Genomic DNA, 25,789 nt, shown 5'->3' on the forward strand with positions numbered 1-25,789 from the left:
GCAGTCGCCTTAGACGCCGAGGCTCTTGCCCGCTGAGCCGAGCTGCTGTGTCGCTTCGACGACCCGAGCCGCCATCGCCGACTCTGCGATCTTGCCCCAGGCGCGGGGGTCGTACTTCTTCTTGTTGCCGACTTCGCCGTCTACCTTGAGGACACCCTCGTAGTTTTCGAACATGAAGCCAGCCACCGAGCGTGTGAACGCGTACTGCGTGTCGGTGTCGATGTTCATCTTGATGACACCGTTGGCGACCGCAAGTGCAATCTCTTCAGACGTGGAGCCGCTGCCACCGTGGAAGACGAGGTCGAGGGGCTTCTCGCCGGTGCCGAAGCGCTCAGCGATACCAGCCTGGATCTCGCCGAGAAGCTCGGGGCGCAACTTGACGTTGCCCGGCTTGTAGACACCGTGCACGTTGCCGAAGGTGAGGGCTGAAATGTAGCGACCCTGATCGCCGAGGCCGAGAGCCTCGACGGCCTTCGTCACGTCAGCCACGGTGGTGTAGAGGGCGTCGTTCGATCCTTCGTGCTGCACACCGTCTTCTTCGCCGCCGACGACGCCGATTTCGACCTCGAGGATAGCGCTGATGTTCTTCATGCGGGGGAGCAGGTCTTTGGCGATTTCGATGTTCTCGTCAAGGGGAACCGCTGAGCCATCCCACATGTGCGACTGGAAGATCGGGTTGCGACCGGCGCGAACTTCTTCTTCGGATGCTTCGATGAGAGGAAGCACGAAGCCAGGAAGTGCGTCTTTCGGGCAGTGGTCGGTGTGCAGCGCCACTGTGATCGGATAGTTCTTGGCGACCTCGGTCACGAACTTCGCGAAGGCGAGCGCGCCGGTGGCGCGGCCCTTGACGGTGTGACCGGCGAAGTAGTCGGCGCCACCGGTGGTGACCTGGAGAATGCCGTCTGATCCGGCTTCTGTGAGTCCCTGCAGGACGGCGTTGACGGACTGCGAACTGGCCGCGTTGATGGCCGGATAGGCAAAGCCACCAGCCTTCGCGCGGTCAAGCATCTCGGCATATTGCTCAGGGGTTGCGACGGGCATTGTTCTCCTTCGAGGATGTACGGCCTACTCGTCGAGTGTAGCGAGAACGGCGCCGGCGACGCGGGTCGATGTGCCGCGCTCGGATAAGCTACGCTCGACGCTTCGGCGGACGGGGGTACTCAGATGGCGCGCAAGTCGCTTGTGTCCGTAGTAGCTGATGCGTTGCTCGATGACATCGTTACCGGTGCCATCGGTATCAGTGCGGCGTTGCCGAGCGAAGCAGAGATTGGCGAACGATTCGATGTCAGTCGAGTTACGGTTCGCGAAGCGCTACGGGTATTGACCACGCAGAGCATCATTCGCGTGACGTCGGGGATTGGGTCAGTGGTGAACCCACTCGACGAGTGGCAGTCCTTGAGCGCAATTTTGCGCTATCGGTCAGTCCGTGGTGATAGCGGCGAGGTGGCGACTCAGCTGATTGCCGTTCGGCGGATGTTCGAGAGCGAGGCCGCCGCACTCGCGGCGACCGGGCTCAGCGATCAGGGGCTCGAGGAGCTTGAGGAGTGCATTGAACGCATGCGCGAGGGGTCGACGGCCAACGATGTCGAGGGCTTTGTCGATGCGGATCTTCGCTTCCATGACGTGATCTTGCGCGGGTCCGGCAATGTGTTCCTCGCGGCGCTGTTTGAACCCCTCACCAGGGTGTTGGCGGAACGCCGCGCTGAGACCTCACGCGTTCATGAGATTCAGCTCCATGCGATCGATGAGCATGCAGCAATTCTGCGTGCTTTGCGCGATCGAGACGACGCAACTGCGCGAGCGGCTATGGATCACCACATGCAGCAAACGCTGGACGACCTCCACACTTACGTGCTCGCCAAACACTGATTTCTGGCCCACACACTCGACTCCGAGCCGTCGCCGGATTGATTCTCAGGCAGTGACTCCTGCTATGCGCAGATGCTGCGCGCTATGGCCGAAGCCGTCGTGTGCTCTGATCGAACTGCAGAGCAAGTGTTGACAATCCGCCTTTGCACATGGCAACCTGTATGACACCTGACAGCAGGTACCTGGGAATGCCCCACAAACAATGGAGTTGTGATGAACGTTGACGAGATGCTGCAGCGATACCCTCGCGCAATCGAAGTTGATCCCAGCCCGATCGCAGAGCGTGCACGTCAATCGCATACCGTGCTCGTCGTTCTCGACGACGATCCCACCGGCACGCAGTCGGTTGCTGATCTGCCCGTTCTCGCGCGCTGGGAGATTGAAGACTTTCTGTGGGCTTTCGAGCTCGATGCGCCGGCCGTCTACGTGCTGACCAACTCGCGCAGCTTCGACGAAGCAACTGCCGAGCGGATCAACCGCGAGGTCGTTACGGCCGCAGTGGCCGCAGCCGAGCAGTACGGCGTTCGCGCAGCCTTCACCAGCCGGGGCGATTCGACGTTGCGGGGCCACTTTCCGCTGGAACCGAATGTGATTGCGCGCACGCTGATCGAGTTGGGTGCCCCTCAACCCGACGGCGTGATCGTTGTGCCCGCGTTTCCAGACGCGGGACGCGTCACGATCGGCGGCACCCACGGGATGGTCGCTGACGGTATCTTCACCCCGGTCGGCGAAACCGAGTACGCCCAGGATTCGACCTTCGGGTACCGATCATCTCGGTTGGCCGACTGGGTCGATGAGAAGAGCGACGGGCGGATTGCGGCGTCATCGGTCGTTGAACTGACCCTCGATGTGGTGCGAGCCGGTGCAGATGCGGTCGCCGCGGCATTGCTTTCCGCTCCGGTCGGCAGCGTTTTCACAGCCGATGTCGTCGGCGAAGACGACCTCCGCCTGCTGGCAATGGGACTCGACCAGGCAGAATCGACCGGGCGCACATACATCTACCGGGTCGGACCACCTTTCGTGCGGGCGCGCATCGGACAGGCGCCGCGCGCGCCGTTGCCAGCCGCCAACGATGCCGTCGAGGGCGCCACTGTTGGCGGGCTCGTCGTCGTCGGCTCACACGTCGGAGTCACCAGCCGCCAACTCGCTGACCTGACAGCGCACAGACCTGATGCCGTCGTCGTCGAGATCGATGTTCCCTCAATTCTGAGTGCTCACACCGCGGTCGCGACGATTGATGCTGCAGTAGAAGCAGTCAGCGCAGCGATCATGACCACTGACGTCATCCTGCACTCGAGCCGCACACTCATTCGTACCGACGACCCTCAGGAGAGCTTGGCAATTTCGCGTGCCGTCTCAGACGCATTGGTGGCGGTAGTGCAGCGCACTGTCAAAAATGCGCGGCCCCGCTATGTGATCGCGAAAGGCGGGATCACGTCAAGCGACATCGCCAGCAGAGGACTTTCTATCCGACGAGCGATGGTTCGCGGATCGTTGTTCCCCGGCATCGTGTCGGTGTGGGAGCCCGCCGACGGACCCGCTGAGGGAATTCCTTACGTGGTCTTCGCGGGAAACGTCGGTACCGACAGCACACTCACCGAGGCAGTTGCGAAGCTCTCGCTGCGCGCCCCGCAATCTGTTTGATCCACTGAAAGGCATTACACGATGAATACACCTACTGTCGCAGTTCTCGGTCTCGGTGCTATGGGCCTGCCGATGGCCACCCGTCTCGCCGAAGAGCTCACCGTACGCGGGTTCGATATCAACGGTGCGCGACTTGACCTCGCCTCGGCGGCGGGCATCGTGCGTTGTGACAGCGCCGATGCCGCGGTAGCAGATGCTGATGCGGTACTGCTCGCGGTGCGCGACTCAGCACAGCTCGCCGATGTGCTTTTCGGTGCATCCGGCATCGCGCCGAAGCTGCGAGATGGTTCGATCGTCATCCTCACAAGCACCGTCGGCATCGACGGCTTGGCAGAGGTAGTCGCCCAGCTCGCAGAGTTCGGAGTCGAGCTGGTGGATGCTCCGTTGAGCGGCGGCCCTGCCAGGGCAGGGGCGGGCGACTTGCTCATCGTGGTGGGTGCGACGCCCGAGGCCCGAATCAAAGCCGAGCCGGTGTTGAGCCGACTGGCGTCGACGCTCACGGTCGTCGGTGATCGACCGGGTGACGGCCAAGCACTCAAGACTGTCAATCAACTGCTTTGCGGCGTTCACATCGCAGCGGCTGCTGAAGCACTCGCCCTCGCTGACGCGCTCGGCCTCGACGCTGAGCGTACGCTCGACGCCCTCGGTGCTGGCGCGGCGGCGTCGTTCATGCTCGCCAACCGCGGGCCGCGCGCGCTGCAGGCATACGACGAAGGCGGAGCAGACGTGCTCAGTCGTCTCGACATCTTCGTGAAAGACATGGGAATCGTCACGAAGGCAGCACGAGCTGCTCACCTCGCAACACCCGTGGCCGCGGCAGCCGAACAGCTCTACCTCGTCGGCGAGGCACAAGGCCTCGCCGCGCTCGATGACTCCGCGGTCATCAGAGTGATCGCTCCCGTGCGACGCACCGCCTGAACCTGTCCCGAAACCCTGCAAACACTGTCAAAGGAGACTGAATGTCCACCCTCGCCTTGCTCTTAGTCGGACTGGGAGGCATTGCCCTCCTTGTTCTGATGATCGTCAGATTCAAGGTCAACGCTTTCCTCGCGCTGCTCATAACCAGCGTGCTGGTCGGGCTCGCCGCTGGAGTCCCGCTTGCCACTGTTCCAGCCACCGAAGATGCCCCGGAACGACTCGGCATCATTCAGGCGATCATCGCGGGAATGGGTGGGACTCTGGGCAGCGTCGCGATTCTGGTCGCGCTGGGATCAATGCTCGGACGTGTCATTGAGATCTCGGGTGGTGCGTCGAGCCTGGCTGGTCGCTTCACGTCGATTCTCGGACCTCGCCGGGTCTCGGGGGCGCTGACCGCTGCAGCCCTCGTGCTCGCAATCCCCGTGTTCTTCGACGTTGGCTTCATCATTCTTGTGCCGATCATCTACGGCTTCAGTCATGCTGCAGGTCTAAGCCCCGTCAAGTTCGGTCTGCCGATCGCCGGCATCATGCTCGCTGTCCACGTCGTGGTTCCTCCGCACCCGGGAGTGGTGGGAGGTGCGGCCTTGCTCGGCGCTGACGTTGGCTTGCTGACGTTGCTCGGCATCGCCATTGCAATCCCGCTCGGTGTGATCTCACACTACTTCTCCAAGTGGCTGAACCGTCGCGACTTCGAGATGCTCGCGTCGACCAAGCAGATGTTCGAAGCCTTCGGCGGGGCCGATGCGCCCACCACTGCTACTGGCACGCTGACTCGCACCGAGGCGCCGCCTTCCGCGGGCATGATCCTCGGGCTCATCCTCACACCGCTGATCATGATCGGTATCGGCACGACAGCGTCGGCGGTTTTGCCAGCGGGAGACCCGACGCGCAATGTGCTCACGTTCATCGGCTCGCCCATCCTGGCTCTGCTCGTCACTGTCGTCTTGGCCGGCTACTTTCTCGGCGTTCGCAAGGGTTGGACTCGTGCACACCTTTCAGAGGTCTTCGAGTCGGCCCTGCCTCCTGCAGCGATCGTGATTCTCGTCACTGGCGCGGGAGGTGCGTTTGCTCGGATCCTCACCGAGTCGGGCATCGGTCCCGCACTCGCTGACACACTTGTGTCAACGGGGCTGCCCATCTTCTTGCTCGGGTTCGTCGTGGCGGCCGCGCTTCGTGCCGCCCAAGGATCTGCGACCGTAGCCATCCTTACTACCGCAGCCCTGCTTGCAGATGCTGTCGCTGCCGGGGGATACAGCTCGATGCAGATCGTGGCCATCACCCTCGCTATCGGGTTCGGTGCCCTCGGCTTCTCCCACGTGAATGACTCCGGGTTCTGGGTTGTCACTCGCTACTTGGGTCTGAGCGTAGGAGATGGTCTGCGCACCTGGACCGTGCTCACGACTGTGCTCGGTTTGGCGGGCTTCGCAATCACATCGGCTCTGTGGTTTGCGGTGTCCGCAGGCTCGTAGAGCATGGGTTTAGTTGAGGGAAGGTTTCGTGGACGATAAGTTCTGCGTTTCCTTCCCTCACTGCTCGGCCAAACAGTCCACTTTCGTGCACGACCAATCGATATGGTGAACCCATGGTGAGTCTTACCGCGGACATGAGCCCGCTGCATCCCGACCGAAATCTGGCACTCGAACTTGTTCGTGCCACCGAAGCTGCGTCGATTCGAGCGGTTCCTTTTATCGGCCGGGGACGAAAAGAGGATGCTGACGGTGCCGCCGTCGACGCAATGCGCGCGTTCTTCACTACGGTGAACTTCGACGGCACGATCGTGATCGGCGAGGGCGAAAAAGACGAAGCGCCCATGCTTTTCAACGGCGAACGAGTCGGCAATGGCCGCGGCCCTCGCTGCGACGTGGCGGTTGACCCGATCGACGGCACGTCGTTGACTGCCGCCGGCCGCAACAACGCCCTGTCGGTCATCGCGGTATCCGACCACGGCACGATGCTCGACGCCTCGAGCGTGTTCTACATGGACAAGCTCGTCACCGGTCCGGCCGGCGTGGGCGTGGTAGACATTCGCTTGCCCATCGGTGAGAACATCCGTCTGCTGGCGAAAGCACTCGGCAAGCCTGTCGATGAGCTCGTCGTGTCGGTGTTGCATCGTCCGCGTCATGAACAGCTGATTGAAGAGATTCGTCAGGCTGGTGCGGGCACACGACTGATGAGCGACGGCGACGTTGCCGGCGGTATCAACGCCGCACGTCACAACGCACGCACCGATATGTGTGTGGGCATCGGCGGCAGCCCAGAAGGCATTGTCACCGCTTGTGCGATCAAGTCTCTCGGCGGCCATATTCAAGGGCGGCTGTGGGCGCGAGATGACGACGAGAAGCAACGCGGCATCGATGCGGGACTCAAACTCGACGATCACGTGTATGAAGCGGACGACCTGGTGCGCGGAAGCAACACGATCTTCGTGGCAACGGGTGTGACCGACGGTCAGCTCGTGGCCGGAGTTCGCCGCGATGGAGGGTACGTCTATACCGAGTCTGTCGTGCTGCGCGGTGCCTCAGGAACCCTTCGCCGCATCTCTTCGGAGCACCTCACCTCGAAGTGGCTTTAGGCCTGCGTCGCGGTTCGATCCTTCATCAACGCCCCAACTCTGGCAGAATCGCAGAGGCATCGATGATGCTGCGCCACTGATCTCGTGATTCGAGGGGGTTCGTCTATGTCTACACCTACCGGTGGTCCTGCACCCCAAACGGGCGCACAGGCTGTAATCGCGAGCGCCGCAGACCCCGCGCGTCGGCCCGACGTGCTCCTTCGCGTTCGCCGCGAAGAAGGCCACGAAGCCAGCGCATGGTGGATGATCGGTGCCTTTGTCGGCGTCTCTGCAGTGGTCATCGTCGTGATGAGCTTCGTGCCCGGCGGCGCATAGACACACTTTCTCGCGCCGCGCAGTCTGGCGCAGTCTTCGCCGAACAGTCTTCGCGCCGCCGGTTCGACTCTAGGGCGCGGCAGAGATGCGTTATTGCTCGTTGGCTTGCGCCAGGCGCTCTCGAATATCGCCGAGTTCCGCGCTCGCTGCTGAGCGCGAGACCGCAGTGGTGGCCTCGTCCAGCTGTTCAAGCCCATCGAGCAACTCTGGCTGCGTCATACGCCTGGGAGCGGCTTCTATTGTCGATGGGGTTGGCACGGAATCAAGCTTGGTCTGATCAATGCCGGGGAACTTGCGGGCTGTCACCAGCACGCGCTTCTCGAGCGAACCAGCAAAGTTGTTGTAGCTGGTGACTGTGCGCTCGATTGCGCGGCGCAGATCGTCGGCGTGAGTGGCAAGTGACCCTAGCCGTTCGTACAGCTGATTACCCAGATCGAACAGCACTCGAGCTTCTTGCGATACGTCTTGCTGCGTCCAGGTGTAGGCGACCGTCTTGAGCACCGCCCAAAGGTTTACTGGCGAAGCAAGCGCCACCCGTTTGCTGAACGAGTAGTCGAGCAGCGAAGGATCCTCCTCGAGCGCGGCCGCGAGCAACGATTCGCTCGGGATGAAGCAGATGACGAATTCAGGGCTCGACTCGAGCCCTGCCCAGTACGCCTTCTTCGCAAGCGCGTCGACGTGACTGCGAACAGCTTTGACGTGTTTTTCGAGCAGTGCTTTGCGCTGAGCGCCCTCGGCGCCCTGGGCGGTGGCGGCGATAGCACTCGCTTCGATGTACGCGTCAAGCGGCACCTTGGCATCGACCGCGATGGCTTTGCCACCGGGAAGTCGGATGATCATGTCGGGACGGCCCGCACCGGCATCCGACGAGATCGATGTCTGCAGATCGAAGTCAACGTAACGGGTGAGTCCTGCCGCCTCGACAACTCGGCGCAACTGAGTCTCACCCCACACGCCGCGGGTGGTGCCCGAACGCAACGCACTCGCGAGCGATTCCGTCGTGGCGCGTAAGGCTTCGTCAGACTCGTGCGCGCGCCTTAGCTGCTCGGCCAGCGTGCCGAACTGCTCCTGGCGGTCTCGTTCGAGATCGTTCACCTTTCCTTGCATCGCAGTGAGCGTTTCTTGAACAGGAGCGAGGGCGCGCAACACCGTTTGGTCTCTTCGTTCGCGTTCTTCTCGCGCGGCCTGATCTTGCCGATTCTGCAACGACAGCTCTCGGTAGAGCTGCTGTTGCTGTTCGAGCTGGGCCAGCACACCATGCTTGGCGGTCTCAGCAGTTGCGATCCGTGCGTGCAGGTCGGCATTCACGGTCGCCGCGCGTGCAGAAGAGCGCATGTTGCCGACCCAGACGCCAACGGTCGCGCCGAGAGCGAGCATCACGACGGCGATCAGCAATACGGCGAGTGTGTCCATGCCTCCATGGTGTCTCTCGCCTCAGACAACGCACGCGCGGCTGGCCGCAATGGTCTGAGTCTGCCCAGAACCACGCCAAACCGACATGACCAAACCGAAATGCGCAGTATGTGCTGTGACACGACCCTGCTGCGGCTAGGCAGCGAAGGCTGTTTTCGCGGGAGCCGCGGCGACCGTGATCTGCGACACTTTCACCGCAGTAGCCTCAGCAAGCAATTCGATGCTTTCGGCACTCTGGCGTCGAGCCGCGTCGATCATCACGTGAGCGCACGCCAGCGCGTCGGCGATGGCGTTGTGGTGCGCGAACTCGGCAAAACCCGCTTCGGCGGCAACGAACGGCAACCGGTACGAATCCAATTGGTAGACCTTTCGCGCAACCTGCAGGCTGCAGACGTAGCGGTAGGCAGGCACCTCATCATCAGTGGCGGCGCACGCGCGCTTGAGCACAGCCATATCGAAGCCCGCATTGTGCGCGACGATCACGTCATCACCGACGAAGTCAACGATCGCACTGAGCTGCGATGTCCAGGTTGCCGCATCAACGACGTCGTCGGCGCAGATTCCGTGAATGCGGGTGTTCAGTTCGAAGAACTCGTCGTGCCCAGGAGGCGGCTGAATCAACCACCCTGTCTGCTCCACCACGATGCCATCGCGTACCCGGACGAGTCCCACGGCGCATGCTGAAGCGTTCGAGGAGTTCGCCGTCTCGAAGTCGATCGCGGTGAAGTCCAGGGGCACACACTTACCTTCACCCGCGCGCTGGTGGTGCAAAGCTAGGCGCGCCGTGGCATCGCAGACTGAAAGCACTCGTCAACTCTGCTGATGGTGCCGCGTAGACTGAACTCCCGTGGCTCTTACTATCGGCATCGTCGGCCTGCCCAACGTCGGCAAGTCCACCCTGTTCAACGCTCTGACGAAGAACTCGGTTCTCGCAGCGAACTACCCGTTCGCGACGATCGAACCGAACATCGGTGTCGTGAACCTGCCTGACCCGCGGTTGAACACGCTTGCTGACATCTTCAGCAGCGAGCGCATTCTGCCCGCCGCGGTCTCGTTCGTCGACATCGCCGGCATCGTGCGTGGCGCAAGTGAGGGCGAGGGGCTCGGGAACAAGTTCTTGGCCAACATCCGTGAGGCTGACGCTATCGCCCAGGTCGTACGCGGGTTCGACGATGACGACGTCGTGCACGTAGAGGGTTCGGTCAACCCGAAGAACGACATGGAGACGATCAACGCCGAGCTGCAGCTTGCCGACCTCGAGACCGTCGAGAAAGCAATCACGCGCTACGAGAAAGAGGTCAAGGGCAAAAAGCTCGATCCGTCGGTGCTGGCGACAGCAGTTGAGGTGAAAGGCGCGCTCGAGCGCGGCGAGTTGCTTTCAGCATCCAAGATCGACCTCGAGCCGATCAAAGAACTCGGCTTGCTCACCTCCAAGCCGTTCATCTTCGTCTTCAACGTCGACGAAGCAGTGCTTACCGATGACAGTCGCAAGGCCGAACTCGCCGCTCTTGTTGCTCCGGCGCAGGCGGTTTTCTTGGACGCCAAGATCGAGTCTGAGCTCATTGATCTTGATCCTGAGGATGCTGCAGAGCTGTTGTCTTCGACGGGGCAAGAGGAGTCGGGTCTCGATCAACTCGCGCGTATCGGGTTCGACACACTCGGTCTGCAGACCTACCTCACCGCGGGGCCGAAAGAGGTGCGTGCGTGGACGATTCCGAAGGGATCGAAGGCTCCCCAGGCGGCTGGCGTGATCCACACGGACTTCGAGAAGGGCTTCATCAAGGCGGAGGTCATCTCCTTCGATGATCTCGTCGAGACCGGCTCGGTTCTCGAGGCACGTTCGAAGGGCAAAGCGCGTCTTGAGGGCAAGGAATACGTCATGCAGGACGGCGACGTTGTGGAGTTCCGCTTCAACAACTAGCAGGTTGGGGAGTCTGAGTGATCTGGCGACGTTACCGATCAACGCTGGGGTTGGCAATAGCTACTTCCGCGGCCATCGGTATCTTGTGTGGGCTGGCGGTTTACCTCGGCGGTAACGCCGACTATCGAGCACAGTCTGGTTGGGGTGGCTTCGCATACTGGATCGTGCTCGGTGCGGTGTGCGGCGTCGGGACAGGATTCATGGCGATTCTCGTCGCGGTTCTCGCCGTCGCGTCGCGCGATCGGGATCTCGCACGTGCGAGCAGCTCGCGGATCAATATTGGTGTCGCGGGCGCAACCATCGGATCGGCGCTGCCCTGGGGAGCCTTTGGAGTCGCGACCGCAATGACTGGCGGTGCTGGTTATTCGTACATATTCATCGGTGTCGCGGTTGTGGCGGCTGTGTTCACTGCGGTCCTCGCGCGAATAATGCTGGGCCGTGTCGAGCGGCGTCACGATACCTATCCGTAACGCAACCCGGTGGAGTCCCGCTTTAAGGTGTAGCGCGGGTGCTACGCTGGTGAAATGAGCGCGAGTGAGCCGCCCGTCGAGAGTCTGTCGCAGCGCGAGCTGCGCAACGAGTCTGGACGAGTTCTGCGCGCGGTCGGTGAGGGGCAATCCTTCGTCCTGACCAACCGCGGAGTCCCGGTCGGTCGCATTGTCCCGCTCGATGCTCCGGCTCCCGCGTTGACGATCATTCGTCGCGCCAAGCGTGTCGGCGGTTGGGTGGCGCTTGCGCCTCAGCCTTCTGACGGCGACCGTGCGATGGCGCGGATCATTGATGAGTTGCGTGAGGATCGAGCGTGACCGACGTCCCGCTCGTCTACGCCGACACCTCCGCGCTCGGAGCGCTCCTGATCGCACAGGCTGAGACGCACGTGCTGGTGGACTGGCTGGATCACACGCCCGCCAGGCTTGTCTCAAGCGATCTGCTCGAGACGGAGTTGCGCCGCATGGCTGTGCGAGAGGGCCGTGACCAGGTAAAGGTCAGCGCGATCCTCGAGGGAGTGTCGCTTGCCGCTCTCGACAGAGCCACCTACCGGTCTGCGGGCCTTCTGCCGATGCCGTATCTGCGTACCCTCGACGCTCTGCATCTCGAGGCGGCTATTCGCCTCGATGTTGATGCGATCCTCACCTACGATCATCGGCTTGCTGACGCGGCGGTGTCGGTCGGCCTCGATGTGATTGCTCCCGGTGCGGCGAGCCTTGCTGACGAGTCATGATGGAGGACGCCGTCGCGATCAGGTTGCGGAGGCTTGCGTGAGCGCCATCGAGCCTAGGAACAACATTTAGCCTTCGATTCCTGGAAGCTTCTCGCCGGTCGAGCACGTCGTGTGTGGGGTCGCCAGAGCTAGTAGCTTGGCGCCATGAAGATCACGGTCCCTGACGATTGCGGAAACTCACCGAGAAACTCGCTCGTTGGTGAGTTCTCGGTGGACTGGGCAGCAGGAAACATCGAGAGTCTGCGACCACTGTTCGCTGACGACGCTCGTTGGGAAGTGGTGGGGGAACCCGAAGGTGATGCGGAGTCGTCCCTTCTGCTCCCGGAGAATGTGCGGGAGATCGAGGTCTTCACCGCAATCAACCACGGCAGAGCTTCATCGTGCAACGGCCGCATGCTCACCGCATCGGGGTGGGTCGATTTTTGTCACGTATTCCGATTCTCGGGGGTCGCGAAAACTGCAAAGATTGTGCACATTCGCACCTACCTTGTGCGGAGCTGAATAGGGCAGCTCTCGTCTCGACCTGCGGCTAGAAGGCCTGAGTGGGGATCGGGAGTCACCAGACACGAGCCAGGACCGGGCTCGACGGTTGCCGCACGCTGAGCGTGCAGCAGGGCGTGACTTTCATCGGTCAGTCGATGGGTGCCCCACTTAGCGCGCTCAGACGTTCAGCGTGTTGATGGTTCTGGTGATGCGCTCGCCGTGTTTCTCGAGGAAGACGATCTCGCCGAACTCAAGTTGCGACCAATAGTCAGCCTCGGTCAAGGGTTCGGAGGCGAGTATGACACCGGTCGCGTCATCCTCGCCGCACTCCTCAAAGTCGTAGGTCGTCGCGTCGTGGTCGAAGTTGCGTCCCATCAGTAGGTACATCGGCTCGAGGAGCATAGAGAGCGCGAAATCGTCGCTGTCGGGGGCTGACTTCCGCAGCTCCTTCCAGTCGCCGGCGGGATTGGCCTCACCGTGGTGACCGAGGCCGACGTTGACACCGATGATGCGGTCTGCCGACACGAGGGCCATCTTCAGCTTGGTCAGAGCGCCGAGGTCGAGGTCCTTCATAGCCTGGGCGATCAGTTCGATGAGCTTCTCGATCGCTCGTTGGACGTCCTCGTTGCTGTCACCCTCGAGCAGCGAGAGGAGTAGCACGTAGATGAACTCGGTGTCGGTGTTCCCGCGCAACTGTTTGAGATACCGATCCTCGCAGTGCTGCAACAGTTCGCGTTGCAGGAGCTGCCAGTTGGGCAGGTAGCCATTCTGGGCGACGATCCACGGGGTCTGCTCGAAAGAGAACGGGTGGCAGTTCTCGTCGGCCATCACGACCTTCGAGTCGTACGCCGCGGCCCGCACGTGCGCCAGCATCGTGCTGGCCTGAAGGCTGGGGATGATCCGGCTGGCGTTGTCGTCGTAAAAGGCCGCCATGGGCCGGCGGTAGATGAAGGGTTCTTCTGGCTTCAGCAGGTGCTCGCCCCAGATCCCGAATCCCCATCCGGCCAACTGGAGCTCTGGGTGCCGTTCGGGGTCGAGTGCCTGGTTGATCAGGCTGTTCTGCGGCCTGAGTAGGAGGTTCTCCAGTGGTGTCTCAGGGCCGAGGTAGGCGAGCACGCGGCACATACGTCTCCTTCGTTGGGCTCCCGCCACCTTACCCTCGTTGCGCGGAGGCGGTGCTGGCCGCGGTGGCGAATCCGCGGCGGTGGCGGTTGCGCCGAGATCGCCTGGGTGAGCGAGCGTCAGAGAGTCAGCGCGGCACTTCGATCGTCACGGTCGCGCCGCCGTAGCCATTGTCTTGGTCTCGCCCCTCGACGGTCACCTCGTCGACGCCTTCGGGAATCGCGAACGTGCCGCCAGTGCGGGTGAACGGCTGTTCATTCGCGTGATCGTGTCCCAGCTGATGCTCGGCGAGCACGTCACCGCCGGGGGAGAGCACCCGCCAACCATCCGCGTAGCGTTGCGGCGTATCGTAGGGCGACGAGATCGTGACTGCGATCGTGAACTCGTCACCGCTCGCAGAAAGCGTCGCGTCGACTACATCGGGAAACTCCTGCGACTTCGCAGTGCTCGAGGTGTCGCCGCTACTGCTTGTCGAGTCTGAGCTCACCGTTTTCTGCGTAGGCTCCGAACTACCAGCGCACGACGCGAGCAGCGACGCACTCACGACGATCGTCGGCAGGAATAGGGTCTGGCGTCTCATGGGCGCCGACACTACCAGCCGCTCTCGAACGGCTCGCTCAGTCACGTGCTCCGTTGTGGCTGACCACGACTGGCGCTGGGGTTCAGCGGGACTGGTGAGAGCGCTGTGAGAGAATGTCGGCGGATCAAATCTGGTCAATTTCTTCATCCCTAGCCGTGGTCGACCGGCATGAAACCGCTTTCGAGAGGACTCCGCGCTGTGACTGAAACCCAGACGTTCGAACCCGAGGGACGTGCGATTCCATACGCCGTCGAAGGCAACGGGCCCGCTGTTGTATTGATTGCTGGCCAAGGCCTGAACATCTCGTACCTGGGAACACTTGCGCATTCGGTCGCCGAAGAAGACTTCCGCGTGATCCGTGTCGGTTCGCGTCGACCTTCTATGGATGCCGCTGTGACGATGTCTGACCTCGCCCAAGACGTCATTGACGTCATGGACCACCTGTCCGTTGAGAATGCGTGGGTTGGCGGCCACGCGTTCGGTGGCTCAGTGGCACGCTCGGTGGCGGCGGATCACCATGACCGCGTGAACGGTGTGCTGTTGATGGGTGTGGAGTCCTCGGACCAGACCGCGAGCTCCCTCGACTTTCCCGGAATCCCCGCGCGTATGCACGACGCTGAAGTTGCGGCGATGCAGCGAGATGCACGTGAAGCAGCGGGCGGTCCGGTGCCACTGGCAGAGGGCCTGCCAGTGCTGATCATTCAGGGTGTTGACGACGAGCTGACGCCACCGGCAAACGGTGAGGCATTGCAGGCGTCTGCATCTGACCGAGTGAGCGTCGTGCCGGTTGAAGGCGGCAACCACATGTTCCCCGCGACGCACATCGGTGCGACGTCGTGGGCGATCGAGGACTACCTGGACTGGGACTGATCAGAACGGCGCGTTGCCAGCGGAACTGTCGGGTGCGGTGCCCGGCGAGTTGTCGGGCAAGTTGTCGGGCGAGTCGCCAACTGGCCACCAACGATGGGCCCCCGCGATATCGGGTGGGTCTTCGCCTGGTGCGTCCGGTTCAGTCTCGGTGTCGAGCGACGGACGAAAATGCACCCCAAGAGTGGGCGGGTCTTCGATATAACTTCGTCCCAGGGGTGAAATCCACTCGAGCACTCCGTCGCCCAATTGCTTCACACACCAAGCGGTGAACTGCTTCATGCTGTGGTGCCGCTGGCATAGGTGTGCCAGATTCTTCACGTCAGTCTTGCCGCCGAGTGCGTGGTCAAGCGTGTGGTCAACTTCGCAGCGCACTGCAGGCATGCGGCATCCCGGAAAGCGACAGTGCTGATCGCGCGCTCGCAAAAAGCGATCGATTGCGGTGGTGCGGTTGTACGTGTCGACATGAAGAACTACGCCTGTCACCGGATGCGTCAGCACTCGCTCCCACGGTGAACGTGTTGCGCTCGCGAGGTGACGAGCGGTTTCGGGGTCGATGGGGGAGCGTCCGACGAGATCGGCGGGGTTGGCGTCCGACCCGAGCAGCGTGAGCGCGGGCACCACGACCTGCACCTTCGCGCGTATCGTCCCTAGAGTCCCTGGTCGGTCGTCCGTGCGCGTCGGGTCGGCTGTGGGTGATGCGGTGAGCAGCATGTCGGCAAGCACGTCCGAGCGCACCTGGTCTATCGTGCGCGTGTCAGTAGCTATCAACTCCCGCGCCGCTGCGTCATCGCTTCCATGGGTTGCGGCGCTTGCGGCCCCGGTCGTTGCTTCTCGACGCTCGGTCGCTGCTGCTTCTCGAAGCTCCGCCGCTGCCAGCGCACGTTCATCGACGATGCAACGTGCTTGCTGCGTCACCCGATCGTAGATCGCGTCGGCGAGGAGCGTTGGCAGCGTCGCGCACAGATCTGACATGCCGTCGGCGAGTGGCAGGACGCGCACTTTGCGGTTCTCGCGCGCATCGTGGTGTCGCTCGGCAAGCGTACGCGGATGCAGCTGCTCTGCCAGCAGTTCGAGGTGAGCCCGCACGCGCCCGGCGGTTTCACCTTCGCACGTCTTCAAGGCCGAAGCTTCGAACGCTGCCCGTTGTTCGGGAGGCAGCACCGTGCCAGTGTCGGCGATCACGCGCACGTGCGCTCTCGTGATCACGCCATCACCCCACGCGCCGAGCGTCTCTGGGTAGTCTTCGACCAGTTCGATGGCGTCGCCGATCTGGCGTTGCACTGAGCGGTCGCTGGTGTGCATCACGCCGGCAACTTCGGCGGCGATCGCGCGCAGCGCCATGTCATGATCACGCACCTTCGTGCTCGCGCGTGCGCACTGCTTGCGCGCAAGGTTGCCGGCTCGCGCAAGCGCACGCGTCTGGGCAGCTTGCGCGGCAGCTATCGCGCGTTGAGTCTGCTCGACCTGAGCCACGAGTTCGACGAGCTCGGCCGAATCCGCGTCGGTGAAACCGATGACTCCGTTCGAATGCATGTTCTAATTGTGGCAGGGGGTTCAGACATTGCAGGTGCGCAGTCGCCGCTCGCGGCCGCGCAGCATCCAGAAAAGGAATAGGCCACGCCCGCATACTGTTTGCCCCTTAGTCGGCGCGCATCTGTCCGCGCCGATTTTCGCTGAAAGGACCTCATCTGTGGATCTGTTCTCCCCTCTCACCGTCGGTGACCTTGACCTTGCAAACCGCGTTGTCATGGCGCCCTTGACACGCCTGCGCTCGGGAGTCGACGCAGTGCCAGGGGTGATCGTCGCTGAGCACTACGCTCAACGAGCGAGCCACGGCATGATCATCAGCGAGGGCGTGTTCCCGAGCGCAGAGTCGCGCGCATACATGGGCCAACCCGGCATCGTCACCGACGATCAGGTCGAAGGGTGGCGCGCCGTTGCCGACGCAGTGCACGCGCAGGATGGACTCATCGTGATGCAGCTGATGCACAGTGGACGTGTGTCGCACACCGACATCACCAGCACCGACCGAATCGTCTCTGCGAGCGCTATCGCGATCGACGGCGACGTTCGCACTCCCGACGGCAAGCAGCCGTTCCCGGTGCCGCATGCGCTCACCACCGACGAGCTTGCGCAGGTGCGCGAAGAGTTCGTTTCAGCTGCCAAGCGTGCGATCGCCGCGGGGATGGATGGGGTCGAGCTCCACAGCGCGAACGGCTATCTGCTGCACCAGTTTCTGTCACCTGACTCAAATCGCCGCACGGATGGGTATGGGGGCTCTCCCGAGGCACGCGCGAAATTCGTGATCGAGGTCGCCACCGCGGTCTCCGAGGCGATCGGGGCCGGACGAGTCGGTATTCGCATATCACCGGCTCACAACATTCAGGGAGTGCTCGAGACTGATGATGACGATGTGCGCGCCACATACGGGGCGCTTATGGAAGGCATTGCGCCGTTGGGTCTGGCCTACTTGAGCCTGTTGCACGCAGACCCCGCCGGAGCTTTCGTTCAGGCACTTCGCGCTCGCTTTGACGGCGTGTTCATCGCAAACAGCGGCTTCGGAAAGCTCACCACGAAAGAAGAAGCGAATGAACTCATCCGGCGTCGCGAAGCTGACGCCGTCGCCGTAGGTCGTGCATCGATCGCCAACCCCGATCTGGTGGCGCGCTGGCAGGGCGGCCACCCCGAGAACGAGCCCAACCCAGCCACTTTCTACGCCTCCGGTGCCGAGGGATACACGGACTACCCGCGTTTGCCCGCAGCCTGAGTGGCGTTGCATGGCCGCGCGGGCAAGGCCCCCCGCCGCAGCGCCCCTGCGCCGCGGCTGCCGCGGCGTCGCTGCGCCCCGGCAGCCGGGCGTCACGACGAGGCGCTCTCGGGTGAAATGATCGACCAATGACCGCAACACTCGTCGCCCAAGGCCTCGCCGGCGGCCATGGCCATCGCACGCTGTTCGACGCCCTCGAATTGACGGTGGCGCCCGGTGATGTCGTGGGAGTAGTCGGGGCCAACGGTGCGGGCAAGTCCACCTTGTTGCGGCTGCTCGCGGGCATCGACGAGCCGCAGGGGGGTTCGATCTCGCTTGCACCTGCTGACGCCTTCGTCGGCTGGCTGCCCCAAGAGCACGAGCGTGTGATCGGAGAAAGCGTCGCGGGCTACGTCGCGCGTCGCACGGGCTGTGCCGAAGCCACGAGAGAAATGGATGCTGCCGCTGTTGCGCTCGGCGACGAGTCGTTGGCAGCACCGGGCACTGACCCCGCAGACGTCTACTCGATAGCCCTTGAGCGTTGGCTCGCGAGCGGCGCAGCTGACCTCGATGAGCGTCTGCCGGTTGTGCTCGCGGAACTTGGACTTGATCTCGGCGACGCGCCTGAGCAGAAACCTATGACCTCGCTGTCGGGTGGTCAAGCAGCTCGCGTGGGTTTAGCGGCTCTATTGCTGAGCCGCTTCGATATCGCTCTGCTCGATGAGCCCACCAACGACCTCGACCTCGACGGGCTAGAACGGCTCGAAGCTTTCGTGCGAGGTCTGCGCGGCGGCGTCGTGCTGGTCAGCCATGACCGTGAGTTTCTCGCTCGATGCGTGACCCGAGTGCTGGAATTGGACCTCGCGCAGAACTCCAACCGCGTATTCGGCGGCGGCTACGACTCGTACCTCGAAGAGCGCGCCACATTGCGGCGCCAAGCGAGAGAGAAGTATGACGAGTTCGCCGAAAAGAAGTCGGATCTGGTGGGTCGGGCTCGTACTCAACGGGAGTGGTCGAGCCAAGGTGTGCGAAACGCGATGAAAAAGTCGCCTGACAATGACAAGATTCGCCGCAAGGCCGCGACCGAGTCGAGCGAGAAGCAAGCGCAGAAGGTGCGCCAGATGGAAAGCCGCATTGCTCGCCTCGACGAAGTTGAGGAGCCTCGAAAAGAATGGCAGCTGGAATTCACGATTGGATCCGCGCCACGTTCGAGTTCTGTGGTCGCGACGCTGAGCGAAGCGGTGTTCCGGCAAGGCGCTTTCACACTCGGACCCGTCTCACTTCAGGTCAACGCTGGTGAACGCATTGGCATCACCGGCCCGAACGGTGCCGGCAAATCGACCCTGCTGCGTGCCCTGCTGGGCACGCAGCCGCCCGATGAAGGCAGTGCCAGCCTGGGGGCTAACGTGCAGATCGGCCAGATCGATCAAGCGCGTGCGCTTCTCGCCGGCTCGCAGGCGCTGGCTACGGCGTTCGCAGGTCTGACTCCTGAGATGGCATTGGGCGAAGTGCGCACCCTGCTAGCCAAGTTCGGGCTCAAAGCCGATCACGTGAATCGCCCGGTCGATGAGCTCTCGCCGGGGGAGCGCACCCGTGCAGGGCTCGCGCTGCTGCAGGCTCGCGGCGTCAACGTGCTCGTGCTCGATGAGCCGACGAACCACCTCGATCTGCCAGCGATCGAGCAGCTTGAGCAGGCGCTCGACTCCTATGACGGCACACTGTTGCTCGTCACTCATGATCGGCGAATGCTCGCCACTGTGAAGACTGATCGTCATTGGCGGGTTGAAGCGGGCACTGTCACCGAACGATGACGCTCATGGCGAGCAGCATCAAGTTCGCCGAGATTCTGAAAACCGAGTTTCTCGACAAGGGCAAGTTCGGAGTCGCCAGCGGCGAAGGCTTCTACAAGTACTGAGCCGTCCTTCGACGTCAGGGGCGCTCATTCCACAGTGGGATCAGCGCCCTTGGCGCTTCTTAAACGGCTTCGGCTGGCCCTTCACAGACGGCGCACGACCCTTTCCCTTCGACGCCTTGGCTTTGCCGCCCGCGGGAACCTTCGGCTTCTCGACCTCGGGCGGTGATTCGTCGATCAAGCGTTGAGCGTCTTCGCGCAGCAGAACTCCCGCAGGAGTGAGCGTCCAGCCCGCCTTCGCACGCGAGAACAGGGGCTGCCCGGTCTCGGCCTCGAGTTTGTCGATGGTCGTATAGAGCGATGCGAGCGGGATGTCGAGGGATGCGGCCGCGCGCGGAACGTGCAGATCGTGCTCGACGATCGTGAGGAAACGTGTGAGATGCGTGGGATTCACAGATCAGCTCTCATGTTGGGTGAATGGATGACCGGTGAGATCGCTCCGCGAGCCTGCGGGTTGCGTGGCACATCAGCGGGCGATGCACTCGTCGTTGACAGCAATCATCTCAGACGGGGCAGACTCGCTCAGATCGGGAACAAGCCAGATGCCGAACCAGGTCTTGCCATCCCAGCGGCGATGTTTGGCGAGGGTGCGGATGGGTTCTTTTCCCCGCTCGAGCGTGGCGGGGTCGATTGTCGTCATCACGCATCGATCGCATGGACCAAGCACGCGAAAACGCACGTCGCCGAGTTGGATGCTCGACCAGGAGTCCTCGGCGAAAGGCGTCACTGGGTCGCCGTCGATCACGATGTTGGGCCGAAACCGCACCATGTCGAGCGGGGGAATCTCGTCGGCGGTCCACGCGTCGAGTTGAGCCAGCGATGATTCACTGGTGAGCAGCAGCGGAGCCACGTCAGCGAGGGAGACGTGATCGCCGACCAGCCCGCCCTCGTCGGGGTCTAGAGCACGTCGCGTCGGGTCAGGTTGCCACACCAACCGCACCGGCCGAGACAACTGCGTGCTCAGCCATGCGTTGGCGCCAGCTGCAGCTGGCAACGCCGTCCCCTGGCCGGCATGGCCGACAGCGACCGGCTCAGCGTGGACCGGCACATCGACGTGCAACGACTCGGCAACGCTCTCTATACGCACTCCACCACTGTCGAGCGTCGTCGCGCGCAACGACAGCAAGTGGTTTGCCTCTCGCGCGGTTACGGGGGTTCCGTCAGGGGCGACAACCGCCCACCGTCGATCTCTCTCAAGACCCCACGGGCGCACTTCAGCAGTGTCGACATCGAGACCCGCTAGTGACTTGACGGGATACACGCGCAGTCTGGTTACCTTCACGAGTGCACGCTATCGCAGCCCTGCCTTCTGGCGTCGTTGTGCGCTAGCCTCGGACCGCGAGAGTTTCTTGTTCCCGCCACAGCGGTTTGCCGAGATCCCGAGACCTCGCGCGACTGAGAGGGGCGAGCGTGGACGACGAGGTCTTTCAAGTGATCGCAATGGTCATCTACATGGCTGCGATGCTCGGCATCGGCTGGTGGGCGTACAAGCGCACGAGCGATCTCGATGACTATATGCTCGCGGGACGAAAACTCAGTCCCGGCGTCGCCGCGCTCAGCGCTGGCGCTTCAGACATGTCGGGATGGCTTTTGCTCGGGCTTCCGGGCGCTTTCTACATCGGCGGGCTCTTTCAAGGCTGGATCGCGATCGGTCTCACCATCGGAGCGTGGCTCAATTGGAAGTTCGTGGCTCCCCGGCTTCGTGCATACACCGAGGTTTCGAAGAACTCCATCACCGTGCCGAGCTTCTTCGAAAACCGCCTCCGCGACAAGTCGCGAGTACTGCGAGTGGTGGCGGGCGTCATCATCCTCGTGTTTTTCACGTTCTATGTCTCATCTGGAATGGTGGCCGGCGGCGTGTTCTTCCAGAGCGCCTTTGGCTCTGAGTATTGGATCGGGATGCTGATTGTGGGCGGCGTGACAGTTCTGTACACGCTCTTCGGTGGCTTTATCGGAGCGACTTACACCGACGTCGTGCAGGGCATCATGATCTTCTGTGCGCTTATTGCCGTGCCGATCATCGGGCTCACCCAGACGGGTGGAGTCTCCAACACGATCGAGTCCATTCGGGCGGTGAGTACCGAAGTTGACATGTTCAGCCTCTTCGCTGGCGGCACAGTTCTCGCGGCGATCTCCGCTGCGGCGTGGGGGCTCGGGTACTTCGGCCAGCCCCACATCCTGGTGCGTTTCATGGCCCTGCGCTCGCCCGGCGATGCCGTCGCGGGTCGGCGCATCGGGATCAGCTGGATGGTTCTCTCAGTTCTCGGCGCGATGGCTTCGGCGCTGGTGGGAATCGCGTATTTTCAGCAGCATCCTGAACTCACGCTCGAAAACCCCGAGCGCGTGTTTCTTGAGCTCGCGCAGATCTTCTTCCACCCCCTGATCGCAGGGTTCGTGCTCGCAGCAGTGCTCGCCGCGATCATGAGCACAATTTCGTCGCAACTCATCGTCTCGTCGTCTGCACTCGTCGAGGATCTCTACAAGATCGTGGCTAAGAAGCAGGCGACCCCCAAAGCACAGGTCATCCTCGGTCGCACGGGCGTGCTGATCGTCTCGGTGATCGCCGTGATTCTCGCATGGGACCCAAATTCGTCGATCCTCGACCTCGTTGCCTACGCATGGGCGGGCTTCGGGGCCGCATTCGGTCCGATTGTGCTGCTATCGCTGTTTTGGCGCAAGCTGACGAGTGCCGGAGCAATTGCCGGAATGCTCACGGGAGCGATCACCGTGGTGATCTGGGGCAACATCGATGCGCTTTCGGGCGTGATGTATGAGATCGTGCCTGGCTTTGTGCTCAATCTCGTCGTGGCTTTCGTAGTCAGCCGATTCACGTACACCGCAAGCGACGATATCTCGAGCGAGTTCGACACCGCGGTTGAAAGTGTGCGCACGGGCACTGTCGTGCTGCCGGAGGCGAAGTAGTGCTGCGTTCGAACGCAAGCCACGCTCGAGAAGGAATCACGTGATCACTCGGTTCGAAGAACTTGATTGGCAACCGACGCCGATGGGGGATCTCACCCTGCGGCGTCGGTGGGAGCCTGCGGCGGGGCACGAGATCTATGAGGTAAAGCTCGGGGAAGAGTACTTGATGTCGAGTCTGTTCACTGTCGCTGAGATCGCGCTCGCAGATCTCGGACTCGCCGTCGTGGGTGGCGACGACCTCAACGTGCTGGTAGGCGGGCTTGGTCTTGGCTACACCGCGGTAGCGGCATTGCGTGACAGTCGGGTGGGTGCGCTCGCCGTGATCGATCGTCTCGATACCGTGATCGGCTGGCATGAGCGCAAGCTGTTGCCAGTTTCGGCCGAGCTTGTGGACGATCCGCGCACCACGCTGGTCTGCGACGATTTCTTCGAGGTCATGCGCAACGCTCCGGGTGATGACCAGAGGGCGTGGAATGCAATCTTGCTCGACGTCGATCACTCCCCGCGCCATCAGCTCGACTCGACGCACGCCGACCTCTACCAGGCGGAGGGCTTGCGCGCACTTGACCGGCATCTCGCATCGAGAGGCGTGTTCGCGCTTTGGTCAGACGACCCGCCAGACGCGGACTTCATGGTTCAGCTCGATCAGGTTTTCGACGACACGGCTGCGCATGTCGTGGACTTTGCGAACCCCGTGACTGAAGGGATGTCATCTAACACCGTGTACGTGGGAAGAAGTCGCCGCTAGCTAGATCGCACGGTGTGAGTGCTCAGTGGTGATCGTGATCGTGGCGATCATCGTCGTGCTCGTCCTCAAGTAGCATCCCTACAGATGTCGCGCACGCGTCACCACGCCACGCTTCGATGCCCTCGCGTAGCGCGAATGCGGCGATCACGAGACCGGCAATCGCGTCGGCCCACCACCAGCCCAACACCGAGTTCAGCAGTAGCCCGACCAAGACCGCGGCCGACAGGTATGTGCAGATCAGCGTCTGCTTCGAGTCGGCAACCGCGCTCGCCGACCCCAGCTCGCGACCGGCGCGACGTTCTGCAAACGACAAGAACGGCATGATCACCACGCTGAGCGCGGCGATCGCGATGCCGGTCGAGCTGTGTTCGACGTCAACGCGGGTGATCAACGCGAACAGCGAACTGGCGGTGACATACGCGGCGAGTGCGAAGAAGGCGACGGCGATGACCCGCAGTGTTCCTCGCTCCCAACGCTCTGGATCTCGCCGCGTGAATTGCCATGCGACCGCTGCGGCCGACAGCACCTCGATTGTTGAGTCGAGTCCGAACGCCACTAGGGCGGCCGAGTTCGCAAGGTTGCCCGCTGTCAACGCGATGACAGCCTCGATCAGGTTGTAGACGATAGTCGCCGACACGATCCAGCGGATTCGTCGTTGCAGGGTTGCTTTGCGCTGAGCCGAGAGCGTTCCGGTGGCCGCGGTCATGAGCAGGTGCAGACGTCAGTGGAGCAGCAGCCCGGTTCGACGTGCAATACCACTTGCAGTAGTTCGTCGAGTGCTGGTGCGAGATGAGCGTCTGCGAGACGGTATTGCGTGCGTCGACCGTCTGGCGTAGCCGTGACGAGGCCACACCCGCGCAAACACGCCAGTTGATTCGACATCACCTGTCGTGAGACGTCGAGCGAGTCGGCCAGGTCAGAGGGGTACGCCGAGCCTGCGCGAAGCGCAAGCAGAATGCCCACTCGGGTCGCATCCGAGAGTGCAAAGCCGAGCCTTGCGAGAGCGGCGGTGTGGGTCACGGAGGCGGTGGTGGCGAGCACCATTTGAGAATACAGCAAACCATGAATTAAGGAAACGCTGTATCTATGGGGCTGTTCAACGTGCGAGTCGGCTGCGTACTCGCCGCAGCGTTGAAGTCGTGCCGCTCGGAATCAATAGCGCCGAGAGAACCGCGAGCACCGTGATCGCCGTGATAGCGCTGAACGCCGCCGCGTATACATCGCCATCCGGCTCGGACGACTGAATGGCTATCAGCGCCGCGATCATCGATGCGCCGACCGCACCTCCGAGTTGCCGAGCGACGACAGTCAGGCCCGTGGCCGCACCGACGTGCTGCTCATCGACGTGGTCGATCAGCACGTTCACGAGCCCGGCAGACGCCGCCGCGATACCCGCGCCGAGCAGAACGGTACCCAGCAGCAGGGTGATGAGTTCGCGCGGCGCGATAATCATCACGAGCGCACCGGCGGCGGCCGTGGCTGCTCCCAGAATGACGGGCGCGCGTGTGCCGATCCATCGACGCAGCACACCCGACAGCGGACCGACCACGAGCATGGCGATCGTCGCCGGCAACAGAAGCAATGCAGCGAGCGTCACTGACGCAGAGAGTCCTGCTTCGTCGCCAGAGGGCGCCTCGGCGAACGCCGGAATGAGAACGTAGATGCCGAGCAGGGCTGCGCCGAGCAAGAATGCGGTCAGTTGCGTGGCCCACACTCCGCGCAGACGCAGAGTGGGAGCGCCGAGGAGAGGATCGGGGCTCACGCGCTCGCGAAAGAACCAGTAGCAAAGCGCAACGGTCGCGATGAGAACAAGTGCGATGATCCACCACCACGGCGAGGGCCAGCGTGGTGCCTCGGTGAAGGCGAGAAGAACGGCGATCACGCCAACTGCAAGCGACAGTGCTGCTCGCAGCTCCACGTGGACGTTGCGGCGGCGGGGAATGTGGGGGAGAGCGGAAGCGAGAACAACCCAGCTCGCCACGACGATTGCAAACGGCACCCAGGCAGTGGCGCGGATGCCGATGTGATCGACCAGCAGCCCCGATACCAGCACGCCGAACCCGATCCCGGTGGCGAACATCGCGGTGACCAGACCTACAGCGCCCGCGCGGTTGTGTTCCGGTACGAGTCGTGGCACAGCGGCGATGGCCAGTGGAAACACGCCCCCGCCGACCCCAAGAATGGCGCGGCCGGCGATAAGCCACCCGAGGGTGGGCGCGATCGCCGTGATGAACAGGCCGAGTGCTACCAGCGGCAGTACCATCAGCAGCGTCCGTCGAGCGCCGTAGGCGTCTCCCATTCGCCCGATGACCGGTGTGGTGGCGACGGCGACAACCAATGTGATTGTGAGAGCCCAGGTGGCGTCCCCCGTGGTCACACCGAAAGCATCTGCCGTAATTCCAAGCACCGGGGCAGTCATCGCCTGCGGCAGAGTTGCCCCGAGCGTTGCGACGACGAGCCCTGTCATCGACACAACCCCGCGCGCCCCCAACCGTATGGGCACTCGGATCGCGCTGGTCGGTGTCGACATCA

The 25,789-nt window shown here is 62.7% G+C and carries 27 protein-coding genes; 16 read left to right on the forward strand and 11 right to left on the reverse strand.

Features of this window, described 5'->3' with window-relative positions:
- Positions 1–9: 9 nt before the first annotated feature.
- A complete protein-coding gene (gene fbaA, locus SJY18_RS00525) occupies positions 10–1,041 on the reverse strand; it encodes a class II fructose-bisphosphate aldolase (protein ID WP_396668046.1) in 1,032 nt (343 codons plus the stop codon).
- A gap of 123 nt (positions 1,042–1,164) precedes the next feature.
- Here fbaA and SJY18_RS00530 point away from each other — a divergent pair, with 123 nt between their 5' ends.
- The 6 genes from SJY18_RS00530 (at position 1,165) to SJY18_RS00555 (ending at position 7,318) form a co-directional block, all read left to right on the forward strand.
- Positions 1,165–1,869, forward strand: coding sequence for a FadR/GntR family transcriptional regulator (locus SJY18_RS00530; RefSeq protein WP_396668047.1), 705 nt, complete (start codon positions 1,165–1,167; stop codon positions 1,867–1,869).
- 213 nt (positions 1,870–2,082) lie between these two features.
- Positions 2,083–3,513, forward strand: coding sequence for a four-carbon acid sugar kinase family protein (locus SJY18_RS00535; RefSeq protein WP_396668048.1), 1,431 nt, complete (start codon positions 2,083–2,085; stop codon positions 3,511–3,513).
- 21 nt (positions 3,514–3,534) lie between these two features.
- Positions 3,535–4,431 (forward strand): NAD(P)-dependent oxidoreductase, encoded by an 897-nt coding sequence (locus tag SJY18_RS00540; RefSeq protein ID WP_396668049.1) that lies wholly within the window; start codon positions 3,535–3,537, stop codon positions 4,429–4,431.
- A gap of 41 nt (positions 4,432–4,472) precedes the next feature.
- Positions 4,473–5,900: a GntP family transporter gene (locus SJY18_RS00545; RefSeq protein ID WP_396668050.1), complete on the forward strand. Its 1,428-nt coding sequence runs from the start codon at positions 4,473–4,475 to the stop codon at positions 5,898–5,900.
- 113 nt (positions 5,901–6,013) lie between these two features.
- Positions 6,014–7,003 (forward strand): class II fructose-bisphosphatase, encoded by a 990-nt coding sequence (glpX, locus tag SJY18_RS00550; protein WP_337338307.1) that lies wholly within the window; start codon positions 6,014–6,016, stop codon positions 7,001–7,003.
- A gap of 105 nt (positions 7,004–7,108) precedes the next feature.
- On the forward strand, positions 7,109–7,318 hold the full coding sequence (locus SJY18_RS00555) for a UDP-N-acetylmuramyl pentapeptide phosphotransferase (RefSeq protein WP_337338306.1): 210 nt from the start codon (positions 7,109–7,111) through the stop codon (positions 7,316–7,318).
- A 90-nt stretch (positions 7,319–7,408) separates the two neighbouring features.
- On the opposite strand, the gene SJY18_RS00560 is transcribed toward SJY18_RS00555, so the two are convergent.
- Both SJY18_RS00560 and SJY18_RS00565 read right to left on the reverse strand, forming a co-directional pair.
- Positions 7,409–8,731: a DNA recombination protein RmuC gene (locus SJY18_RS00560; protein ID WP_396668051.1), complete on the reverse strand. Its 1,323-nt coding sequence runs from the start codon at positions 8,729–8,731 to the stop codon at positions 7,409–7,411.
- Positions 8,732–8,866: 135 nt separating this feature from the next.
- Complete coding sequence (locus SJY18_RS00565; protein WP_396668052.1) at positions 8,867–9,469, reverse strand: exonuclease domain-containing protein; 603 nt, start codon at positions 9,467–9,469, stop codon at positions 8,867–8,869.
- Positions 9,470–9,578: 109 nt separating this feature from the next.
- On the opposite strand from SJY18_RS00565, the gene ychF reads away from it, so the two are divergent.
- The 5 genes from ychF (at position 9,579) to SJY18_RS00590 (ending at position 12,375) form a co-directional block, all read left to right on the forward strand.
- On the forward strand, positions 9,579–10,652 hold the full coding sequence (gene ychF, locus SJY18_RS00570; RefSeq protein WP_396668053.1) for a redox-regulated ATPase YchF: 1,074 nt from the start codon (positions 9,579–9,581) through the stop codon (positions 10,650–10,652).
- 17 nt (positions 10,653–10,669) lie between these two features.
- Positions 10,670–11,122: a hypothetical protein gene (locus tag SJY18_RS00575; protein ID WP_396668054.1), complete on the forward strand. Its 453-nt coding sequence runs from the start codon at positions 10,670–10,672 to the stop codon at positions 11,120–11,122.
- Between the two features lie 54 nt (positions 11,123–11,176).
- A complete protein-coding gene (locus SJY18_RS00580) occupies positions 11,177–11,458 on the forward strand; it encodes a type II toxin-antitoxin system Phd/YefM family antitoxin (protein ID WP_396668055.1) in 282 nt (93 codons plus the stop codon).
- A complete protein-coding gene (locus SJY18_RS00585) occupies positions 11,455–11,874 on the forward strand; it encodes a type II toxin-antitoxin system VapC family toxin (RefSeq protein ID WP_396668056.1) in 420 nt (139 codons plus the stop codon). Before SJY18_RS00580 ends, SJY18_RS00585 begins: the two co-directional genes overlap by 4 nt.
- Positions 11,875–12,018: 144 nt before the next feature.
- Positions 12,019–12,375, forward strand: coding sequence for a hypothetical protein (locus SJY18_RS00590; protein WP_396668057.1), 357 nt, complete (start codon positions 12,019–12,021; stop codon positions 12,373–12,375).
- Positions 12,376–12,534: 159 nt separating this feature from the next.
- Here SJY18_RS00590 and SJY18_RS00595 read toward each other — a convergent pair whose 3' ends face one another.
- Complete coding sequence (locus SJY18_RS00595) at positions 12,535–13,482, reverse strand: class II glutamine amidotransferase (RefSeq protein WP_396668862.1); 948 nt, start codon at positions 13,480–13,482, stop codon at positions 12,535–12,537.
- 124 nt (positions 13,483–13,606) lie between these two features.
- Entirely contained in the window at positions 13,607–14,059 is a 453-nt protein-coding gene (locus SJY18_RS00600) for a hypothetical protein (protein WP_396668058.1), read from the reverse strand.
- Positions 14,060–14,257: 198 nt separating this feature from the next.
- On the opposite strand from SJY18_RS00600, the gene SJY18_RS00605 reads away from it, so the two are divergent.
- Positions 14,258–14,929 carry an alpha/beta hydrolase gene (locus SJY18_RS00605; RefSeq protein ID WP_337338296.1) on the forward strand — a complete coding sequence of 224 codons (672 nt, stop codon included), beginning with the start codon at positions 14,258–14,260 and terminating at the stop codon, positions 14,927–14,929.
- Here SJY18_RS00605 and SJY18_RS00610 read toward each other — a convergent pair whose 3' ends face one another.
- Positions 14,930–16,462 (reverse strand): DUF222 domain-containing protein, encoded by a 1,533-nt coding sequence (locus SJY18_RS00610; RefSeq protein ID WP_396668059.1) that lies wholly within the window; start codon positions 16,460–16,462, stop codon positions 14,930–14,932. It lies immediately after the preceding gene.
- Between the two features lie 157 nt (positions 16,463–16,619).
- Here SJY18_RS00610 and SJY18_RS00615 point away from each other — a divergent pair, with 157 nt between their 5' ends.
- Both SJY18_RS00615 and abc-f read left to right on the forward strand, forming a co-directional pair.
- Complete coding sequence (locus tag SJY18_RS00615; RefSeq protein WP_396668060.1) at positions 16,620–17,696, forward strand: alkene reductase; 1,077 nt, start codon at positions 16,620–16,622, stop codon at positions 17,694–17,696.
- 128 nt (positions 17,697–17,824) lie between these two features.
- Entirely contained in the window at positions 17,825–19,486 is a 1,662-nt protein-coding gene (gene abc-f, locus SJY18_RS00620) for a ribosomal protection-like ABC-F family protein (protein WP_396668061.1), read from the forward strand.
- A gap of 144 nt (positions 19,487–19,630) precedes the next feature.
- Here abc-f and SJY18_RS00625 read toward each other — a convergent pair whose 3' ends face one another.
- Both SJY18_RS00625 and SJY18_RS00630 read right to left on the reverse strand, forming a co-directional pair.
- On the reverse strand, positions 19,631–19,981 hold the full coding sequence (locus SJY18_RS00625) for a LysR family transcriptional regulator (protein ID WP_396668062.1): 351 nt from the start codon (positions 19,979–19,981) through the stop codon (positions 19,631–19,633).
- Between the two features lie 72 nt (positions 19,982–20,053).
- Positions 20,054–20,869, reverse strand: coding sequence for an MOSC domain-containing protein (locus tag SJY18_RS00630; protein WP_396668063.1), 816 nt, complete (start codon positions 20,867–20,869; stop codon positions 20,054–20,056).
- A gap of 128 nt (positions 20,870–20,997) precedes the next feature.
- Between SJY18_RS00630 and putP the strand changes: the two genes are divergently transcribed.
- Both putP and SJY18_RS00640 read left to right on the forward strand, forming a co-directional pair.
- Complete coding sequence (putP, locus tag SJY18_RS00635; RefSeq protein WP_396668064.1) at positions 20,998–22,509, forward strand: sodium/proline symporter PutP; 1,512 nt, start codon at positions 20,998–21,000, stop codon at positions 22,507–22,509.
- Between the two features lie 40 nt (positions 22,510–22,549).
- A complete protein-coding gene (locus tag SJY18_RS00640; protein ID WP_337338288.1) occupies positions 22,550–23,257 on the forward strand; it encodes a spermidine synthase in 708 nt (235 codons plus the stop codon).
- A gap of 22 nt (positions 23,258–23,279) precedes the next feature.
- On the opposite strand, the gene SJY18_RS00645 is transcribed toward SJY18_RS00640, so the two are convergent.
- Genes SJY18_RS00645 through SJY18_RS00655 form a run of 3 tightly spaced genes read right to left on the reverse strand, consistent with a single transcriptional unit; the run spans position 23,280 to position 25,787 of the window.
- Entirely contained in the window at positions 23,280–23,963 is a 684-nt protein-coding gene (locus SJY18_RS00645; protein ID WP_337338287.1) for a cation transporter, read from the reverse strand.
- Entirely contained in the window at positions 23,960–24,301 is a 342-nt protein-coding gene (locus tag SJY18_RS00650) for a metalloregulator ArsR/SmtB family transcription factor (RefSeq protein ID WP_337338286.1), read from the reverse strand. The genes SJY18_RS00645 and SJY18_RS00650 overlap by 4 nt, the downstream gene beginning before the upstream one ends.
- A gap of 52 nt (positions 24,302–24,353) precedes the next feature.
- Positions 24,354–25,787, reverse strand: a complete 1,434-nt coding sequence (locus SJY18_RS00655; RefSeq protein ID WP_337338285.1) for an MFS transporter — start codon at positions 25,785–25,787, stop codon at positions 24,354–24,356.
- Between the last annotated feature and the right edge of the window lie 2 nt (positions 25,788–25,789).

The sequence above is a fragment of the Microbacterium sp. R86528 genome, from assembly GCF_044596335.1.
GTDB classification, from domain to species: Bacteria; Actinomycetota; Actinomycetes; order Actinomycetales; family Microbacteriaceae; genus Microbacterium; species Microbacterium marmarense.